A 16981-nucleotide genomic window follows, 5' to 3' on the forward strand; every position below is an offset into this window, starting at 1 on the left:
GAGCGTCTTACAGCAGGAACAGGGTGGCGAGACCGAGGAAGATGAAAAAGCCGCCGGTATCGGTCAGCGCGGTGATGAGCACGCTCGAGCCGACCGCCGGATCGCGGCCCAGTTTGAGCATGGTCATCGGGATCACCACGCCCATCAGCGCCGCCAGCAGCAGGTTGAGCAGCATCGCCAACGTCATCACGCCGCCCATCGCCGCGTCGCCGTACAGCAGCCAGGTGATCACGCCCATGATGCCGCCCCACACCACGCCGTTGATGATGGCGACGCCCAGCTCTCTGAGCATCAGGCGCGAGATGTTGCCGACTTCGATCTGGTGCAGCGCCAGCGCGCGCACGATCATGGTGATGGTCTGGTTGCCGGTGTTGCCGCCGATGCCGGCGACGATCGGCATCAGCGCCGCCAGCGCCACCAGCTGGGAAATAGTGTGCTCGAACAGGCCGATCACCCGCGAGGCGATGAATGCGGTGCAGAGGTTGATCGCCAGCCAGGCCCAGCGGGTTTTAACCGCCTTGCTGACCGGGGCGAACACGTCTTCTTCCGGGCTCAAACCGCCCATGCGGCGCAGGTTGGTGTCGCTCTCTTCGTTGACGGCGTCGACGATCTCTTCGATGGTCAGGCGGCCCATCAGTTTGCCCTTGGCGTCAACCACCGGGGCGCTGATCAGGTCATAACGTTCGAACGCGCCGGCCGCTTCATCGGCCTTGTCCTCAGGCTGAAAGGTGGCGGGATCGCTGTCCATCACTTCGCGCACCGGGATTTCCGGGTCGTTCAGCAGCACTGCGGTGAGCGGCAGTTCGCCCAGCAGGGTGTTTTTGCGATCGGTGACGAACAGTTTATCGGTGGCGTCGGGAATGGTTTTGCGCATGCGCAAAAAACGGTGTACCGCGCCGAGCGTGACGTCCGGCCGCACCGTCACCAGTTCGAAATCCATCATCCAGCCGACGCTGTCTTTGGCGTACTGGCTCATCTCGCGCACCTGAGCGCGCTGCTCCGGCTCCAGCGAGGTCAGTAACCGGCCCATCAGGTTACGCGGCAGGTATTGCGCCAGATAGGCCTGTTCGTCCACGTCCAGCGTTTTGATCGCTTTGAGCAGGTCTTTATCGCTCATTTCCTCGATCAGGCTGTCCCAGACCGGTTCGGCGACTTCCACCAGCGTCTGGCCGCGCTTGCTGTTGCCCACCAGCCGCCACAGCGCCATGCGTTCGTCCTGCGGCAGCGCCTCCAGCAGGTCCGCCAGGTCGGCGGCGTGCATGTCGTCCAGCAGGCCGGTGATTTCCGCCGTCTGGTTCAGCAGTTCGCTTTGGCTGAGGGCGTGTTCATCCCCTGGCCGGCCGAGAATGCCGTCGACCAATTCCTTATTGTTCAACAACAGAGTGAGAATGCGCTGGCGGTGTTCAGCGACTTTTTTGACGTTATGGGTTGCGGCTGACATGGTGTTCCTTAACGGGCGCTCGGCGTTCCTGACGCAGGCTCATTAAAAGATAGAGCATAGCGAGTGCCGGAGTCATTTTTATGAAACGGACGGGGCGCGGCGGTTATTCAGAGGAGGCGTCCTGTTGCGGCGCGCTGACTTCGGCGGCGTTTTGCGCAGCGGCCTGCTTTTTTTCCTGATGATGAGGCACCGCCACCACGGCGGCGTACAGCAGTCGGCCGACTAAAATGATAAAGCTGATAAACAACACTATCTTCGTCATCTGTCCGGTGGTTTTCTTGCGCATATATCACCCGGTATGCCGGTGTCCTGTGTTATTCGCTCGAGAATTTGTAACCGGATTTTAGGCGCTGATGACAAAAGTTGTCCATTTTTTTCCGGCGAGCGGCGCGCCGTATTAGGGTTTCGTTTAGGTTGGCGGAGCGGGGGCGGAAAGAAAAACCCCCTGGCTGGCAGGGGGCGGGGGATCAGGCGGAGCGCTGTTCGTCTTGCGAACCTTCTTCGTCGATCAGCAGCTTCCAGCCGACGACGTCGTTCCAGTAGGCCTGCTCGCGCTCGAAGTCCAACTGCACCAGGTTGTTTTGCGCCAGGTAGCCGGCCGGGAAGCGCAGCGTCCAGTGGTTGTCGTCGGTGGTCAGGCGCAGCGTTTCCGGCGTGGTGGTCGACTGGCGCTGGTTGTTGAGCAGGGTGCTCAGACGCAGCAGCTGGATCAGCGGCAGGTAGTGTTTCTTTTTGAACAGGTTGAGGCGCGGCAGCTCTTCCAGCTTGATCGCCTTGCGGTGGAAACGCACCAGCGCCGCCAACAGCAGCTGCTGTTCCTGGTTGAAGCCGGGCAGGTTGGAGTTTTGCAGAATGTAGGCCGAATGGCGATGCATGCCGCTGTGGTTGATGCTCAGCCCCACTTCGTGCAGCATGGCGGCCCATTTCAGCAGGGCTTCCAATTGCGGATGCACCAGCTTGGTGTTTTGCGCCATCCACTGCGAATAGAGCAGCTCGGTGGTTTCCAGCACCCGCTTGGCCTGTTCGCGGTCGATGTTGTAGTGATCGGCCAGGCTTTTGGCGGTGCGGCTGCGGATGTCCTGGTGGCGGAAACGGCCTTCCATTTCATACAGCACGCCTTCACGCAGCGCGCCGTCAGACAGGCGCAGATCGCGGATCGCCAGCGCATCGAACACGCCGCACAGGATAGCCAGCCCCGGCACGAACACCGATTGGCGATCTTCCGACAGCCCCGGCAGGCTCAGCGAGCTGAAGCTTTTGAACTGCAGCACCTGTTCGGCGAGCATTTCCAGGCGTTCCAGGGTGATCAGACCGTCTTTTTCACCCATCGCTACCAGCACTTCGTGGGCGGCCTTGATGGTGCCCGAGGCGCCCAGCGCGTACTGCCAGCCCTGAATGCGGTACTGCCAGGCCAGCGTTTCCAGCTTCTGCGCCGCCGCCAGCCGCGCGCGGCGGAAGTTGTTTTTGCTGATCTCGCCGCCCGGGAAGAACAGCTGGGCGAAGCTGACGCAGCCCATGCGGCGGCTTTCCGCCAGCAGCGGCTCGAAGTCTTCGCCGATCACCAGCTCGGTGGAGCCGCCGCCGATGTCGATCACCAGCTTGCGGCCTTTCTCCGGCTGGGTGTGTTCCACGCCCATGAAGATCAGACGCGCTTCTTCCTGGCCGGCGATGATTTCGATCGGGTAGGGGATCACTTTGGCGGCGCGCTTGAGGAACACTTCGGCGTTCACCGCCTGGCGCAGGGTGTGGGTCCCGACGATGGTGACGTTATCCGCCGGGAAGCCCTGCAGCCGTTCGGCAAACAGCGCCAGGCAGGCCAGGCCGCGTTCTATCGCCTCTTCACTGAGTACGTTGTTGCTGTCCAATCCGTCGGCGAGATGCACCCGCTGTTTTAAACGGCCCAATACCTGTAAGGCGCCGTTGACGACGCGGGCGATCACCATGTGGAAACTGTTCGACCCGAGGTCGATGGCGGCGATTTCCTGCGGTTTGTTCGTTGCAGTGTTTTTTAGCGGCATAGTTGCTGGCCTACTGTCCTGGTTGTTCCAGAGCTTTTAAATACTCGTAAATAGCCACCTGGGCGCGCACTTTGCGGCGGTTGCCGCGCGGCACGTACTGGTTGCTCAGTTCTTTATCCACATAACGGGCCTTGACCGTATCGCTGAACAGGATCTCCAGAATGTCCAGAACGCGCTGTTTCAGCGCCGGATCCAGCAGCGATACCGCCACTTCGATACGGTAATCTATGTTGCGGGTCATCCAGTCGGCGGAGGACAGATACACCCGTTTGTCACCTTTGTTGTCGAAAACGTAAACCCGATCGTGTTCCAAAAAGCGATCGACGATGCTGATCACCTGAATATTGTCGCTGATCCCCGGCAGGTTGGGAATCAGGGAACACATGCCCCGCACCAGCAGACGGATCTTCACGCCGGCGCCGGACGCGGTATATAACCGATCTACCAGCCCTTTATCCACCAGATTATTTATTTTCAACATAATGCCGGCCTGTTCCCCGGCCTGGGCGTTGGCGATTTCGTTGTCGATCAGCTCATACAGCTTCAGGCGCGAGTTCTGCGGCGACACCATCAGGTTGTCGAAGGTGACCGGGCGGTAGGGGTTCTCGATAAAGTTGAATACCCGGCGTACCTCGTTGGTGATGCGCGAGTCGGCGGTCAACAGCGAATAGTCGGTGTAGATGCGCGCGGTTTTTTCGTTAAAGTTGCCGGTACCGATATGAGCATAGCGCACAATTTCATCGCCTTCACGGCGCGAAATCAGGAACAGTTTGGCGTGGATTTTCAGCCCCGGCGCCGAGAAGATCACGTGCACGCCGGCCTCGGTCAGGCGCTTCGCCCAATGAATGTTGGCCTCTTCGTCGAAGCGCGCCTGCAGCTCGACCACCACCGTGACCTTTTTGCCATTGTGCGCGGCGTGGATCATCGATTCGATGATGCGCGAATCTTTCGCCACCCGGTAGATGTTGATTTTGATCGCCAACACGCTCGGATCGAACGACGCCTGGCGCAGCAGCTCCAGCACGTGTTCAAAGGTGTGGTACGGGTAGTAGAGCAGCACGTCCTTTTCGCGAATGGCGTCGAAGCCGTTGCGGAAACCGTCGAACCAGATGTGGCGCAGGCGCGGCAGCGGCTTGTTGACCAGATTGGCCTTGCCGACGTTCGGGAAGCTGATGAAGTCTTTGAAGTTGTGATAGCGGCCGCCGGCGATCACCGAATCGTAGTTGGAGATGCCCAGCTTGCCGCGCAGCAGTTCCACCATCTCGTTCGGCATGTCGCGCTGATAAACGAAGCGCACCGGCTCGGCGGTGAGGCGCTGTTTCAGGCTGGAGGACATCAGTTCCAGCAGGCTGGATTCCATTTCGGTCACCAGGTCGTATTCGGCGTCACGGGTCATCTTCATCGAATAGGCGTTGAGCGCGTCGTAGTCGAAGAAGCCCTTGAAGATATCGTCCAGGCAGTAACGCAGGATGTTGTCGAGCAGGATCATCGGCTTGCGGCGGCGCGGCGCTTCCGGCGGCAGATTGACGAAGCGCGGCACCTTGTCGGACGGGATCTCCAGCAGCGCATAGTCGATGCGCGCGCCGCGGATGATCTCCACCGCCAGATAGGTGTAATCGTCTTTCAGGAACTGCACCAGGTTGGTGTCGTGGTTTATCAGGATCGGCGTGATGTGCTGGCGCAGGTGCTGTTTGAAATATTGCCGCAGCCAGATTTGCTGGTTCTCGGACACCTGGCGTTCGTTGATCAGGAAGATCTGGTTGCGCGCCATTTCCAGCAGCAGATCGTTGTACAGACCGTCGAACTCCTGATCGGTCTTCAGCACCTTGGCCTGGATCTTTTTCAGCAGATGGCGTGAGGAACCGGCGGAGCCTTGCTCTTCGCTGATCAGGATGCGCCGTTTGAGATCGGCGAAGCGGACTTTATAGAACTCGTCGAGGTTGTTGGAGTAAATGCCCAGAAAACGCATACGTTCAATCAGGGGATTGCTCTTATCTGCGGCTTCCTGCAACACGCGCTCATTAAAGGATAACCAGCTTAGTTCTTTTTCGATGTAGAGCTTTTCCTGACCCATTGCCACTCCAGTTCAAATTTAGAATAGGATCCGGGACGCAGCGCCCGGATGCCGCTCTAGTGTCCTTCATCATTATTGCGAGAGATTGACAGGAAAGTCCAACATATCCATTGCGTTGGCGCGCGGCGTTTTTCGGCGGCAATAAATTTTCCCCGCGGCGGGATGCCCGGCAGTGAAACGATCAGCATGAAATGACGGTTAGCAGGCTTATTCTTGGCGTTATAAAGCGTGTTTATGGTCATTTTTCAGCAATATATAAAATTCATATTGTCTGATGGCAGTGTAAAAAACCTGAGTTATGGCGGGTAACTTTGTCATGCAAACGTCATAAAACTGACATAAGATGCCCGGTTATCTTACGGCGCAAGCCCGATTACATCAGCGACAGCGAGACACATGACACAGACGACGGCCAATCAACATCCCCGAGATCGCATGCGCGGGCGCATCGACCGCGGCGTGCAGGCGGCAGTGACCGCCAGCGGGCTGATGGTGCTGATGACGTTGATGCTGATCTTCGTTTATCTGCTGTTTGCGGTGCTGCCGTTGTTCAAACCGACCTCGCTCGGCCAGGCGCAGCCGCTGCCGTTCACGGTATCGGCCCCGGCGCTGGCGCTGGGCATGGACGTGCAGCAGCGCGTCGGTTATCGCATCGACGCGCAGGGCGCGGGGCAATTTTATCGTCTGACGCCGGCGCCGAGCGGCCAGGCCCAGACGCCGCTGGCGCAGCAGACGCTGCTGGCCAAACCGGCGCTGCTCGCGCAGGCCGCCGGCGAGCGCGATCTGTTTGCGCTGGCGCAGGCCGACGGCCGGTTGGTGGTGGCGCGCGCGGATTTCGCCACGGCGGAAAACGGCCGGCCGCAGTGGCAGTTCCCGCTCGGGCAGCAGCCATTGGCGCTGGATCCACAGCGCAAGCCGCTGAAGCTGCTGTCGCTGGCGGATGCGCATCGCGGGCAGTATCTGCTGGCCGGAGTGACCGACGATCGGCGGCTGGTGTTCGGCCGCTTCAGCCCCGACCGGCCGCCACAGTTTAGCGAGCGGCCGCTGGAGCACGACGGGGAGCAACTGGTGCTGACGCCGGATGGCCGCCAGCTTTATCTGCTGGCGAGCAACCGGCTGGCGCGTTACCAGATCGACGGCGCGCAGCTGCAGCTGCGTGAAACGCGCACCTTGGGCGAACACGCCCCGTACCAGATGACGGCGCTGCCCGGCGGCAGCGCGCTGCTGATCAAGGGCGCCGACGGCAATCTGCGCGAGTGGTTCGAGGTGGAAAAAGATCGGCGCTGGCGCCTGACGCCGGTGCAGCATTTCGACCACGGCGCCGACGGGCAGGAGCTGACGGTGGCTGAGCCTTACCGCCGGGTGTTCGCCACCCTGCGGCCCGATGGCGGCTTCTCGCTGTTCTCCGCCATTCAACCGCAGCCGCTGCTGAATACCCGTTTGGGCGCCGAGGTGCGGCAGATGGCGTTCGCGCCGCGCGGCGATGGCCTGCTGCTGGAGAGCGCGCAGGGCTGGCAGCGCTATGCGCTCGACAACCCGTATCCGGACGTCACCTGGCGTTCGTTGTGGGGCAAGGTGTGGTATGAGAACTACCCGCAGCCGGCCTATGTCTGGCAGTCCACCTCCGGCGAAGACAGTTACCAACCCAAATTCAGCCTGATGCCGGTGATCTTCGGCACCTTTAAGGCGGCGGCTTACGCGATGCTGTTCGCCATCCCGCTGGCCTTGGCCGGCGCCATCTATACCGCTTACTTTATGACGCCGGGGCTACGGCGGGTGATCAAACCGGCTATCGAAGTGATGGGCGCGTTGCCGACGGTGGTGATCGGGCTGGTGGCCGGCATCTGGCTGGCGCCGATCATCGAGCAGTATCTGTTGGCGGTGCTGGCGTTGCCGCTGCTGCTGGCGGCGGCGGTGCTGCTGTGCGGCGCGTTGACCCATCGCTTTATGCCGCGCTGCCGGCCGGGCGTCGATCTGCTGTTGCTGCTGCCGCTGCTGGCGTTGACGGTGTGGCTGGCGCTCAACCTGGGGCCGCGGCTGGAGGTGGCGTTGTTCGGTGAGCCGCTGCATTTCTGGCTGGGGGATAATTATGACCAGCGCAATGCGCTGGTGGTGGGAGTGGCGATGGGTTTCGCGCTGGTGCCGATCATCTTCTCGCTGGCGGAGGACGCGCTGTTCAGCGTGCCGGCGACCCTGAGCCAGGGTTCTTTGGCGCTGGGCGCTACCCAGTGGCAGACGGTGATCAAGGTGGTGCTGCCATCCGCCAGCGCCGGCATTTTCTCCGCGCTGATGATCGGCTTTGGCCGCGCGGTGGGGGAAACCATGATCGTGCTGATGGCCACCGGCAACACGCCGATTATCGACGGCAGCCTGTTCCAGGGGCTGCGCGCGCTGGCGGCCAACATCGCCATTGAAATGCCGGAGGCGGTCTCCGGCAGCAGCCATTACCGCGTGCTGTTCCTGACCGCGCTGGTGCTGTTTGTCTTCACCTTCGTGTTCAACACGCTGGCGGAGGCGGTGCGCCTGCGGCTGCGCAAGCGCTACACGCCAAATCAGGAGGCGCCATGAAGAACTGGGTGAAGAGCGGGTCGCCGTGGATATGGCTGACCGCCGGTTCGGTGGCCGTCAGCCTGCTGGCGCTGATCGGCATTCTGTTGCTGCTGGCCGGACAGGGGATGCGCTATTTCTGGCCGAGTCCGGTTTATCAGTTCGAACTGAATCAGAACGGCGCCGGACCGGTGACGGTGATTGGCGAGTTGTATCAGCAGCAAAGCATTTCCCGGCGCCAGCTGGCCGAGGCGGGCGTTACGCCGTCGGGCGAGGCGCAGAGCGTCGAACGCTATCTGATTAAGGTCGGCAATCGCGAGCGCGAGGGGCAGGATTTCCGCACCTTGCTGGCCAGCGATATCCGCAGCCAAAGCACGCCGCGCAGCCTGTTGGTGCTGGAACGCGACAGCCACGGCACCGCCTACGGCTATCTGGCGGGGCTGCTGGAAGACGGGCAACCGCTGACCGGCCGCCATCTGGGGCAGGCGTTGCAGCAAAGGCTGCCGCAAATCGCCGCGCTCTCGCGCCAGGCGCACGACATTCAATTCCGCGACATGGCGCGCATCAATCAGCAGTTTGACGCGCTGCGGCTGCGGGAAAAACGCCTGCAGCGCGACGATAAGCTGGACGCCCGCGCACAGGACGCCATCAAGGCCGAGCGGCTGGAGCTGCAGCGGCAGTATCAGCTGTTGTCCGAACGTCTGGCGGGGCTGAACCGCGATCGCCAGCGCGATGCGTTGCTGCTGCGCGACATGCACGGGCAGACGTTGACCATTCCGCTCAGCCAGGTGCGCGATGCCTGGTACCCGAACGCCATGAGCACCTCCGAGAAGCTGGCACACTGGGGCGAGCAGGTGAAGAAGTTCCTCACCGACAGCCCGCGCGAAGCGAATACCGAAGGCGGGGTGTTCCCGGCCATTTTCGGCACGGTGTTGATGGTGATCCTGATGTCGATCGTGGTGATGCCGTTTGGCGTGATCGCGGCGGTATATCTGCACGAGTATGCCGGCAACAATCTGCTGACGCGGGTGATCCGCATCGCGGTGGTCAACCTGGCCGGGGTGCCTTCGATCGTCTACGGTGTTTTTGGCCTCGGCTTCTTTGTTTACATGATTGGCGGCACGCTCGATCAGCTGTTCTATCCTGAATCCTTGCCCAACCCGACCTTCGGCACGCCCGGCGTGCTGTGGGCGGCGCTGACGCTGGCGCTGCTGACGTTGCCGGTGGTGATCGTCGCCACCGAGGAAGGGCTGTCGCGCATTCCCGCCTCGCTGCGGCAGGGCTCGATGGCGCTGGGCGCCAGCCGGGCCGAGACGCTGTGGCGCATCGTGCTGCCAATGGCGGCACCGGCGATGATGACCGGCCTGATCCTGGCGGTGGCGCGCGCCGCCGGGGAGACCGCGCCGCTGATGTTGGTGGGGGTCGTGAAATCGGTGCCGGTGCTGCCGGTGGACGAGATTTTCCCGTATCTGCACCTGGAGCGGAAGTTCATGCATTTGAGCTTCCAGATCTACGATATGGCATTCCAGAGCCCGAGCGTAGAGGCGGCGCGGCCGCTGGTGTTCGCCACCGCCTTCCTGCTGGTGACGATCGTGGTGAGTTTGAATCTGGCGGCGATGGGTATCCGCCATTCGTTGAGGGAGCGGTACCGAGCATGGTCGCAGTAACAATGACGCTATTTTTGGGGAGTGCGTAATGGGTTTGATGACGCCAGGCAGTTTGCCCCGGCTGGATGTCCAGCATCTCGACGATGAACAGACCGCGCTGGCGGTCAACGGCCTGAACCTGTTTTATGGCGACAAACAGGTGCTGCACGATATTTCGCTGCGTATCCCGAAGCACCGGGTGACGGCTTTGATCGGCCCCTCGGGCTGCGGTAAATCGACGCTGCTGCGCTGTTTCAACCGCATGAACGATCTGGTGGATAACTGCCGCATCGAGGGCGAACTGCAGCTGAACGGCGCGGCGATCTCCGGCGCGCAGATCGACGTGGCGGCGCTGCGGCGGCGGGTGGGCATGGTGTTCCAGCGGCCGAACCCGTTCCCGAAATCGATCTATGAAAACGTGGTGTACGGCCTGCGGCTGCAGGGCGTGCGCGACCGGCGTTTGCTGGATGAAGCGGTGGAGCGTTCGCTGCGCGCCGCCGCGCTATGGCATGAGGTAAAAGACCGGCTGCGTGAAAATGCGTTCCGCTTGTCCAGCGGTCAGCAGCAGCGCCTGGTGATTGCGCGCGCCATCGCCATCGAGCCGGAAGTATTGCTGCTCGACGAGCCGACCTCGGCGTTGGATCCGATCTCCACGCTGACCATCGAAGAGCTGATTTCCGCACTCAAGCAGCGCTATAGCGTGGTGCTGGTGACGCACAACATGCAGCAGGCGGCGCGCGTCTCCGACTACACCGCCTTTATTCATCAGGGGCGGCTGGTGGAATACAACGACACCGACGCGATTTTTACCTCGCCGCGCCAGCGCCGCACCGAAGACTATATTACCGGGCGGTATGGGTGAGGGATGAGCGGCGCAAACCGGTGGGTTTACGCCGCTCATTGAATTTAAAGTCCAGCAGATATGGTTCGGTATCGCAATAAAAATCCTTTCATAATTATTTTTCCTACATTATTCATGCTATATAGAGGGTTCTCGATAAAAATCGTACCCTTGGTGATTTTTTAATTCATCATTTCATTTGTTTCTGCGTTTTATCGATGGATTAATAACTGTCTATAAAAGGAAATTATAAGCATGAATATTGATGAGGTTTATATCAAAGAATTATCTCTCCAGTTATTACCCCTACTGATCTCTGGAGTGGCATGGTGGTTTTTACGTTGGTTAAAGGGATATGATTCCCGACGACGTTGCCAGTTTGATAGCGTCAGCGATGTAAAACGCGTGTCCGTCCTGTCACGTATTCAGAAATTGCGGGATGCGCCGCAGAGTGGCATGACGTTGCTGCAAATTAAAGCGCTATATGAAAGTATTGGGATCCGCCTGCCGGTATGGGTGGCGCATCAACTAGTGGACTATTTGGGCCGTGGACCGGTGGCATTGAACGACCTTGCGTTGAACAGTTTCTTGCGTCGTACTTCGCTTACAGCTAGCAAAAATGAAGACAACAAAGTATTTGCCCTTGATGTCAACCAGTTGTGTAAGCAGCGCTTTTTTGTGCTGATATTCTTTGTCGTCAGTGCGTTGGCTATCGCTTACGGTGTCTATACCAGCGTGCTTCCGTTGGGGGCAAGCGAAGCCACTGCCAGTAATATATTTTTGTTTTCATTATTCTTTTTCGCCTATTTGTTCTTGGCGTTGTTCGTTGTGGCTTGGTCAATTAATGAATGGGGAACCCTGCAGCATGCCAAGGCTTTCTGGCTGAAGTGGCAGCCCCACCTGTATCAGAACGAAGCGGAATATCAGGCGCATTGTCAGCATGCGTGCAATGTTGCGGCACAGGAAAACGTACCTGATATCACTTTGGAGACCGTTGCTGATTTGCCACCGGCCGAAAAGCCACAGCGTGGATGGCTGATGCGTAGGCTGGGCAAGAAAGATAATTAACTTCTAAGCGCCATATCAGAACATGGCTCTTAACGCGTTTTATCGGCGAGTCGCAGCACCACCCCCACCAGCAGCAACGCAGCGCCCGAGGCATAGAGCGGGAACCAGCGCGTCCACCAGAGCGGGGAAAACAGCGGGGTGCTATTGGGATCTGCAGGCGCGTAGCCGCTATAGGCATTCAGGCCGGCGGCGATGGCGAGCATCGCCAGACCGATAAAAAGCAGCAGGTTTGAGACGGTCGTCATGGCGTTTTTCCTTTGTAGAGGCAGAGGGGAATTCTTATTATTACTGTTAATTATTTTGCGATTAATTATCTCGGGAAATATTATTTATTTCCGTATTCATCAGATTATTTCCTGACGATAAAATAGCATCCATTAATACTAGTCGCTTATTTCCCAATAAAAAACCCGCCTGGGCGGGTTTTCTCTTTTTTCTCGCGAATTGTCACTTCACCAGCGGCTTATCATTGGGCGTTTTGAACTTCGCCAGATATTGCGGCTGGAAAATGCACATGCGCAGCACGGTGCGGTATTCGCCGTTGACGAAGAACTCGTCGATCAGCTCGCCTTCCACGTTGAAGCCCAGCTTGCTGTAGATGTGGATCGCCTTCGGGTTCTCCTTGTCGACGATCAGGTACAGCTTGTACAGGTTCAGCACCGAGAAGCCGTAGTCCATCGCCAGCCGGGCGGCGGTGCTGGCATAGCCTTTGCCCTGGTGGGCGGGATCGATGATGATCTGGAATTCTGCGCGGCGGTGGATGTGATCGATCTCCACCAGCTCCACCAGGCCGACCTTGGCGCCTTCGTGCTCGATGATAAAGCGGCGCTCGCTCTGATCGTGGATGTGTTTGTCGTAGAGATCGGAAAGCTCGACAAAGGCTTCGTAGGGTTCTTCAAACCAATAGCGCATAACGCTGGCGTTGTTGTCCATCTGGTGGACGAACGACAGATCGTCCCGTTCCAATGGGCGTAACCTGACGCTGGCAGTGCTGGACATGTGGGCTCCTCTGTGCCGTGAAATTGTGCAAAGTATAACTTCACAGAATGGATGAAGGCGAAAAAAAACGGCGCCGCGTGGGCGCCGTTTAGGCAAGGTTCAGGCTGCGCGCATCAGTCGGCGGCGTGACCCTGCTCAGGCAGGCGTTCGCCGTCCAGCCAGGCGGCGCCATCGCGCATCGCCAGGCGGCCGTCGACGAACCAGCTCACCACCAGCGGATAGATCGTGTGTTCCTGGGTTTGCACCCGTTCAACCACGTCATCCTCTTCATCGTCAGCGAAAATCGGCACCTTGGCCTGCAAAATCACCGGGCCGCCGTCGAGCTGTTCGGTCACGAAGTGCACCGAGGTGCCGTGTTCGCTGTCGCCGTTATCGATGGCCTGACGATGCGTATGCAGCCCCGGGTATTTCGGCAGCAGGGAAGGGTGGATGTTCAGCATGCGGCCGGCATAACGCTGCACGAACTGCGGGCTGAGGATGCGCATGTAGCCGGCCAGCACCACCAGATCGGGCTGATGTTGGTCGATGGCGTCCGCCAGCGCGGCGTCGAACGCCGTACGATCGGCGTAAGCCTTGGCATCCAGCGCCTGGGCGGCGATGCCCGCCGCTTCGGCGCGCTGCAGGCCGTAAGCCTGCGCCTTGTTGCTGAATACCGCCACGATCTCGGCGGCGATGCGGCCCTGCTGGCAGGCGTCAATCAGCGCCTGGAGATTGCTCCCCTGGCCGGAGACCAACACCACGATCTTTTTCATCAGTTGATGACCACTTGTTGTTCGTCGGAAGAGGCGGTCAGTTTACCGATTTTCCACGCTTTTTCACCTGCCGCGGTCAGCAGCGCGATGGCCGTTTCCACTTCGGCTTCCGGCAGGGCGATGACCATGCCTACGCCGCAGTTGAAGGTGCGGTACATTTCATGACGGCTGACGTTGCCGGCCTGCTGCAGCCAGGTGAACACCGCCGGCCACTGCCAGCTGGCTTCGTCGATCACCGCCTGCATGCCTTCCGGCAGCACGCGCGGAATGTTTTCCCAGAAGCCACCGCCGGTGAGGTGAGCGATGGCGTGGACGTCCGCCTTCTCGATCAGTTCCAGCACGGACTTCACGTAAATCTTGGTCGGCGCCAGCAGGTGGTCGGCCAGCGGCTTGCCTTCCAGCTGAGTGGCGGTCGGGTCGGTGTTGCTTACTTCCAGGATCTTGCGCACCAGCGAGTAACCGTTGGAGTGCGGGCCGGAAGCGCCCAGGGCGATCAGCGCATCGCCGGACTGCACTTTGCTGCCGTCGATGATCTCGGATTTTTCGACTACGCCGACGCAGAAACCGGCCACGTCGTAATCTTCGCCGTGGTACATGCCCGGCATTTCAGCGGTTTCGCCGCCCACCAGCGCACAGCCGGACTGCTTGCAGCCTTCGGCGATGCCGGTGATCACGCTGGCCGCGGTGTCCACATCCAGCTTGCCGGTGGCGTAGTAGTCGAGGAAGAACAGCGGCTCGGCGCCCTGAACCACCAGATCGTTGACGCACATCGCCACCAAATCGATGCCGATGGTGTCGTGGCGTTTCAGATCCATCGCCAGACGCAGCTTGGTGCCCACGCCGTCGGTACCGGAAACCAGCACCGGCTCGCGGTATTTCTGCGGCAACGCACACAGGGCGCCAAACCCGCCCAGACCGCCCATCACTTCCGGGCGACGGGTCTGTTTAACTACACCTTTGATGCGATCTACCAATGCGTTGCCTGCATCGATATCGACACCTGCGTCTTTATAGCTGAGAGAGGTTTTGTCGGTCACTGCGCGATTCCCCACGACGGTTTGCGGTTTGAAAACTGTGCTTCCGATGTTGATTCCGGAATAAGGCGCGGCAATTCTAACAGCGCAGGCAAACGTTTGCGAGCGGCTTGTGAACCGGCTCCGCTTTTTCGTCATCTATACTGATATTCAAACTTTTGTTGATCCCGATCGGGCTATTGTGGGTGGCGCAGCGAAAAAAAGGAGGTATAATCCCGCGATTTTTTTGGCCGCAACCACCTTAATAGGAGAAAAATGATGAAGATCGTTGAGGTGAAACACCCGCTGGTAAAACACAAGCTTGGCCTGATGCGCGAAAATGACATCAGCACCAAACGCTTCCGTGAGCTGGCCTCAGAAGTGGGTAGTTTACTGACCTATGAAGCGACCGCCGATCTGGAGACGGAAAAAGTCACCATCGAAGGCTGGTGCGGGCCAGTTGAAGTGGACCAGATCAAAGGGAAAAAGATTACCGTAGTGCCAATCCTGCGCGCCGGTCTGGGCATGATGGAAGGGGTGCTGGAGCACGTGCCGAGCGCGCGCATCAGCGTGGTGGGCGTTTACCGCGATGAAGAAACCCTGGAGCCGGTGCCGTACTTCCAGAAGCTGGTTTCCAACATCGAAGAGCGTATGGCGCTGGTCGTCGACCCGATGCTGGCCACCGGCGGTTCGATGATCGCCACTATCGATCTGCTGAAGAAAGCCGGCTGCCACAGCATCAAGGTGCTGGTCCTGGTGGCGGCGCCGGAAGGCATCGCCGCGCTGGAGAAAGCGCACCCGGACGTTGAACTGTACACCGCCTCCATCGATCAGTGTCTGAACGATAAGGGCTACATCGTGCCTGGCCTGGGCGATGCGGGCGACAAGATATTTGGTACCAAGTAAACATTTGAGCCGACTTAATGAGTCGGCTTTTTTTTGACTAAAACCTATAAAACCAATAAACCGAGGAAAAACACACATGACCCGTCGCGCCATCGGCGTCAGCGAGCGCCCGCCGCTGCTCCAGACCATTCCGCTCAGCTTCCAGCACCTGTTCGCCATGTTCGGCGCCACCGTGCTGGTGCCTATCCTGTTCAAGATCAACCCGGCGACCGTGCTGCTGTTCAACGGCATCGGCACGCTGCTGTATCTGTTCATCTGTAAAGGCAAGATCCCGGCCTACCTCGGTTCCAGCTTCGCGTTTATCTCGCCGGTGCTGCTGCTGTTGCCGCTCGGTTACGAAGTGGCGTTGGGCGGTTTCATCATGTGTGGCGTGCTGTTCTGCCTGGTGGCGCTGATCGTGAAAAAGGCCGGCACCGGCTGGCTGGACGTGATGTTCCCGCCGGCGGCGATGGGGGCGATCGTCGCCGTCATCGGCCTGGAGCTGGCGGGCGTGGCGGCCAACATGGCGGGGCTGCTGCCGGCGGAAGGCACCAGCGCCGACTCGACCACCATCACCATTTCGCTGGTGACGCTGGCGGTCACGGTGCTCGGTTCAGTGCTGTTCCGTGGCTTCCTGGCGATTATCCCGATCCTGATCGGCGTGCTGGTGGGCTATGCGCTGTCGTTCTTCATGGGCGTGGTGGATTTGACCCCGATCCGCGAGGCGCACTGGTTCGCGCTGCCGACCTTCTACACCCCGCGCTTTGAGTGGTTCGCCATCTTCACCATTCTGCCGGCGGCGCTGGTGGTGATCGCCGAGCACGTCGGCCACCTGGTGGTGACCGCCAACATCGTGAAAAAAGACCTGATCCGCGATCCGGGCCTGCACCGCTCGATGTTCGCCAACGGCATCTCGACGGTATTCTCGGGCTTCTTCGGCTCCACGCCGAACACTACCTACGGCGAGAACATCGGCGTGATGGCCATCACCAAGGTCTACAGCACCTGGGTGATCGGCGGCGCGGCGGTGCTGGCGATCCTGTTGTCCTGCATCGGCAAGCTGGCGGCGGCGATCCAAGCGGTGCCGGTGCCGGTGATGGGCGGCGTTTCCCTGCTGCTGTACGGCGTGATCGGCGCCTCGGGCATTCGCGTGTTGATCGAGTCCAAAGTGGATTACAACAAAGCGCAAAACCTGATTTTAACCTCGGTGATCCTGATTATCGGCGTGAGCGGCGCCAAGGTGCATATCGGCGCGGCGGAGCTGAAAGGCATGGCGCTGGCGACCATCGTCGGCATTGGCTTGAGCCTGCTGTTCAAGGTCATCAGCCTGTTCCGCAAGGAAGAAGAGGTGCTCGACGCGCCGGACGAACCGGCAGAGCAGAAGTAACGAAAAGGGCAGCCCAGGGGCTGCCCTTTTGACTGATGGCATTCGCCTCAGCTGCGAATTTTGCGGTACACGAACAGCACCACGATGGCGCCGATAACCGCCACCACGAAGCTGCCGAAGTTGAAGCCGTCAACCTTGCCGTAGCCGAAGAAGGTGCTGATATAGCCGCCGACCACGGCGCCGACGATCCCCAGCACAACGGTCAGGATAAAGCCGCCGCCGTCTTTGCCGGGCATGATCCACTTAGCTAAAATACCGGCGATCAGGCCGAAGATAATCCAGGAAATAATCCCCATTTACTGCTCCTTAC

General features: G+C 59.7%; 15 protein-coding genes. 6 read left to right on the forward strand and 9 right to left on the reverse strand.

Features of this window, described 5'->3' with window-relative positions; genetic code table 11:
• Positions 1–7: 7 nt before the first annotated feature.
• From mgtE to ppk1, 4 genes are all read right to left on the reverse strand, one after another.
• Positions 8–1441, reverse strand: a complete 1434-nt coding sequence (gene mgtE / locus JL05_RS10605) for a magnesium transporter (protein ID WP_004941597.1) — start codon at positions 1439–1441, stop codon at positions 8–10.
• 103 nt (positions 1442–1544) lie between these two features.
• Complete coding sequence (locus tag JL05_RS10610) at positions 1545–1727, reverse strand: YfgG family protein (protein WP_004941600.1); 183 nt, start codon at positions 1725–1727, stop codon at positions 1545–1547.
• 181 nt (positions 1728–1908) lie between these two features.
• Positions 1909–3459, reverse strand: coding sequence for an exopolyphosphatase (gene ppx, locus JL05_RS10615; RefSeq protein WP_033632396.1), 1551 nt, complete (start codon positions 3457–3459; stop codon positions 1909–1911).
• A gap of 10 nt (positions 3460–3469) precedes the next feature.
• A complete protein-coding gene (gene ppk1 / locus JL05_RS10620) occupies positions 3470–5533 on the reverse strand; it encodes a polyphosphate kinase 1 (protein WP_004941606.1) in 2064 nt (687 codons plus the stop codon).
• Positions 5534–5929: 396 nt separating this feature from the next.
• Here ppk1 and JL05_RS10625 point away from each other — a divergent pair, with 396 nt between their 5' ends.
• The 4 genes from JL05_RS10625 (at position 5930) to JL05_RS10640 (ending at position 11635) form a co-directional block, all read left to right on the forward strand.
• Positions 5930–8101 carry an ABC transporter permease subunit gene (locus JL05_RS10625; protein WP_033632397.1) on the forward strand — a complete coding sequence of 724 codons (2172 nt, stop codon included), beginning with the start codon at positions 5930–5932 and terminating at the stop codon, positions 8099–8101.
• On the forward strand, positions 8098–9747 hold the full coding sequence (gene pstA, locus JL05_RS10630; RefSeq protein WP_033632398.1) for a phosphate ABC transporter permease PstA: 1650 nt from the start codon (positions 8098–8100) through the stop codon (positions 9745–9747). The genes JL05_RS10625 and pstA overlap by 4 nt, the downstream gene beginning before the upstream one ends.
• A 28-nt stretch (positions 9748–9775) precedes the next feature.
• Positions 9776–10588, forward strand: a complete 813-nt coding sequence (gene pstB, locus JL05_RS10635; protein WP_004941613.1) for a phosphate ABC transporter ATP-binding protein PstB — start codon at positions 9776–9778, stop codon at positions 10586–10588.
• Between the two features lie 234 nt (positions 10589–10822).
• Entirely contained in the window at positions 10823–11635 is an 813-nt protein-coding gene (locus JL05_RS10640; protein WP_033632399.1) for a hypothetical protein, read from the forward strand.
• 29 nt (positions 11636–11664) lie between these two features.
• On the opposite strand, the gene JL05_RS10645 is transcribed toward JL05_RS10640, so the two are convergent.
• From JL05_RS10645 to purM, 4 genes are all read right to left on the reverse strand, one after another.
• On the reverse strand, positions 11665–11880 hold the full coding sequence (locus tag JL05_RS10645) for a hypothetical protein (protein WP_033632400.1): 216 nt from the start codon (positions 11878–11880) through the stop codon (positions 11665–11667).
• 202 nt (positions 11881–12082) lie between these two features.
• Positions 12083–12634, reverse strand: a complete 552-nt coding sequence (speG, locus tag JL05_RS10650) for a spermidine N1-acetyltransferase (protein ID WP_004941631.1) — start codon at positions 12632–12634, stop codon at positions 12083–12085.
• Between the two features lie 113 nt (positions 12635–12747).
• The gene (gene purN, locus JL05_RS10655; RefSeq protein ID WP_021504400.1) at positions 12748–13386 is read right to left on the reverse strand and encodes a phosphoribosylglycinamide formyltransferase; all 639 of its coding nucleotides are present in this window, start codon (positions 13384–13386) and stop codon (positions 12748–12750) included.
• Positions 13386–14423: a phosphoribosylformylglycinamidine cyclo-ligase gene (gene purM / locus JL05_RS10660; RefSeq protein ID WP_033632401.1), complete on the reverse strand. Its 1038-nt coding sequence runs from the start codon at positions 14421–14423 to the stop codon at positions 13386–13388. The genes purN and purM overlap by 1 nt, the downstream gene beginning before the upstream one ends.
• 255 nt (positions 14424–14678) lie before the next feature.
• On the opposite strand from purM, the gene upp reads away from it, so the two are divergent.
• Together upp and uraA are read left to right on the forward strand one after the other, a co-directional pair.
• The gene (gene upp, locus JL05_RS10665; RefSeq protein WP_004941642.1) at positions 14679–15305 is read left to right on the forward strand and encodes a uracil phosphoribosyltransferase; all 627 of its coding nucleotides are present in this window, start codon (positions 14679–14681) and stop codon (positions 15303–15305) included.
• 76 nt (positions 15306–15381) lie between these two features.
• Positions 15382–16671, forward strand: coding sequence for a uracil permease (gene uraA, locus JL05_RS10670; protein WP_021504398.1), 1290 nt, complete (start codon positions 15382–15384; stop codon positions 16669–16671).
• A gap of 47 nt (positions 16672–16718) precedes the next feature.
• On the opposite strand, the gene JL05_RS10675 is transcribed toward uraA, so the two are convergent.
• Positions 16719–16967, reverse strand: a complete 249-nt coding sequence (locus tag JL05_RS10675; protein ID WP_004941647.1) for a GlsB/YeaQ/YmgE family stress response membrane protein — start codon at positions 16965–16967, stop codon at positions 16719–16721.
• Positions 16968–16981 lie beyond the last annotated feature (14 nt).

The sequence above is a fragment of the Serratia nematodiphila DZ0503SBS1 genome, assembly GCF_000738675.1.
GTDB lineage: Bacteria > Pseudomonadota > Gammaproteobacteria > Enterobacterales > Enterobacteriaceae > Serratia > Serratia nematodiphila.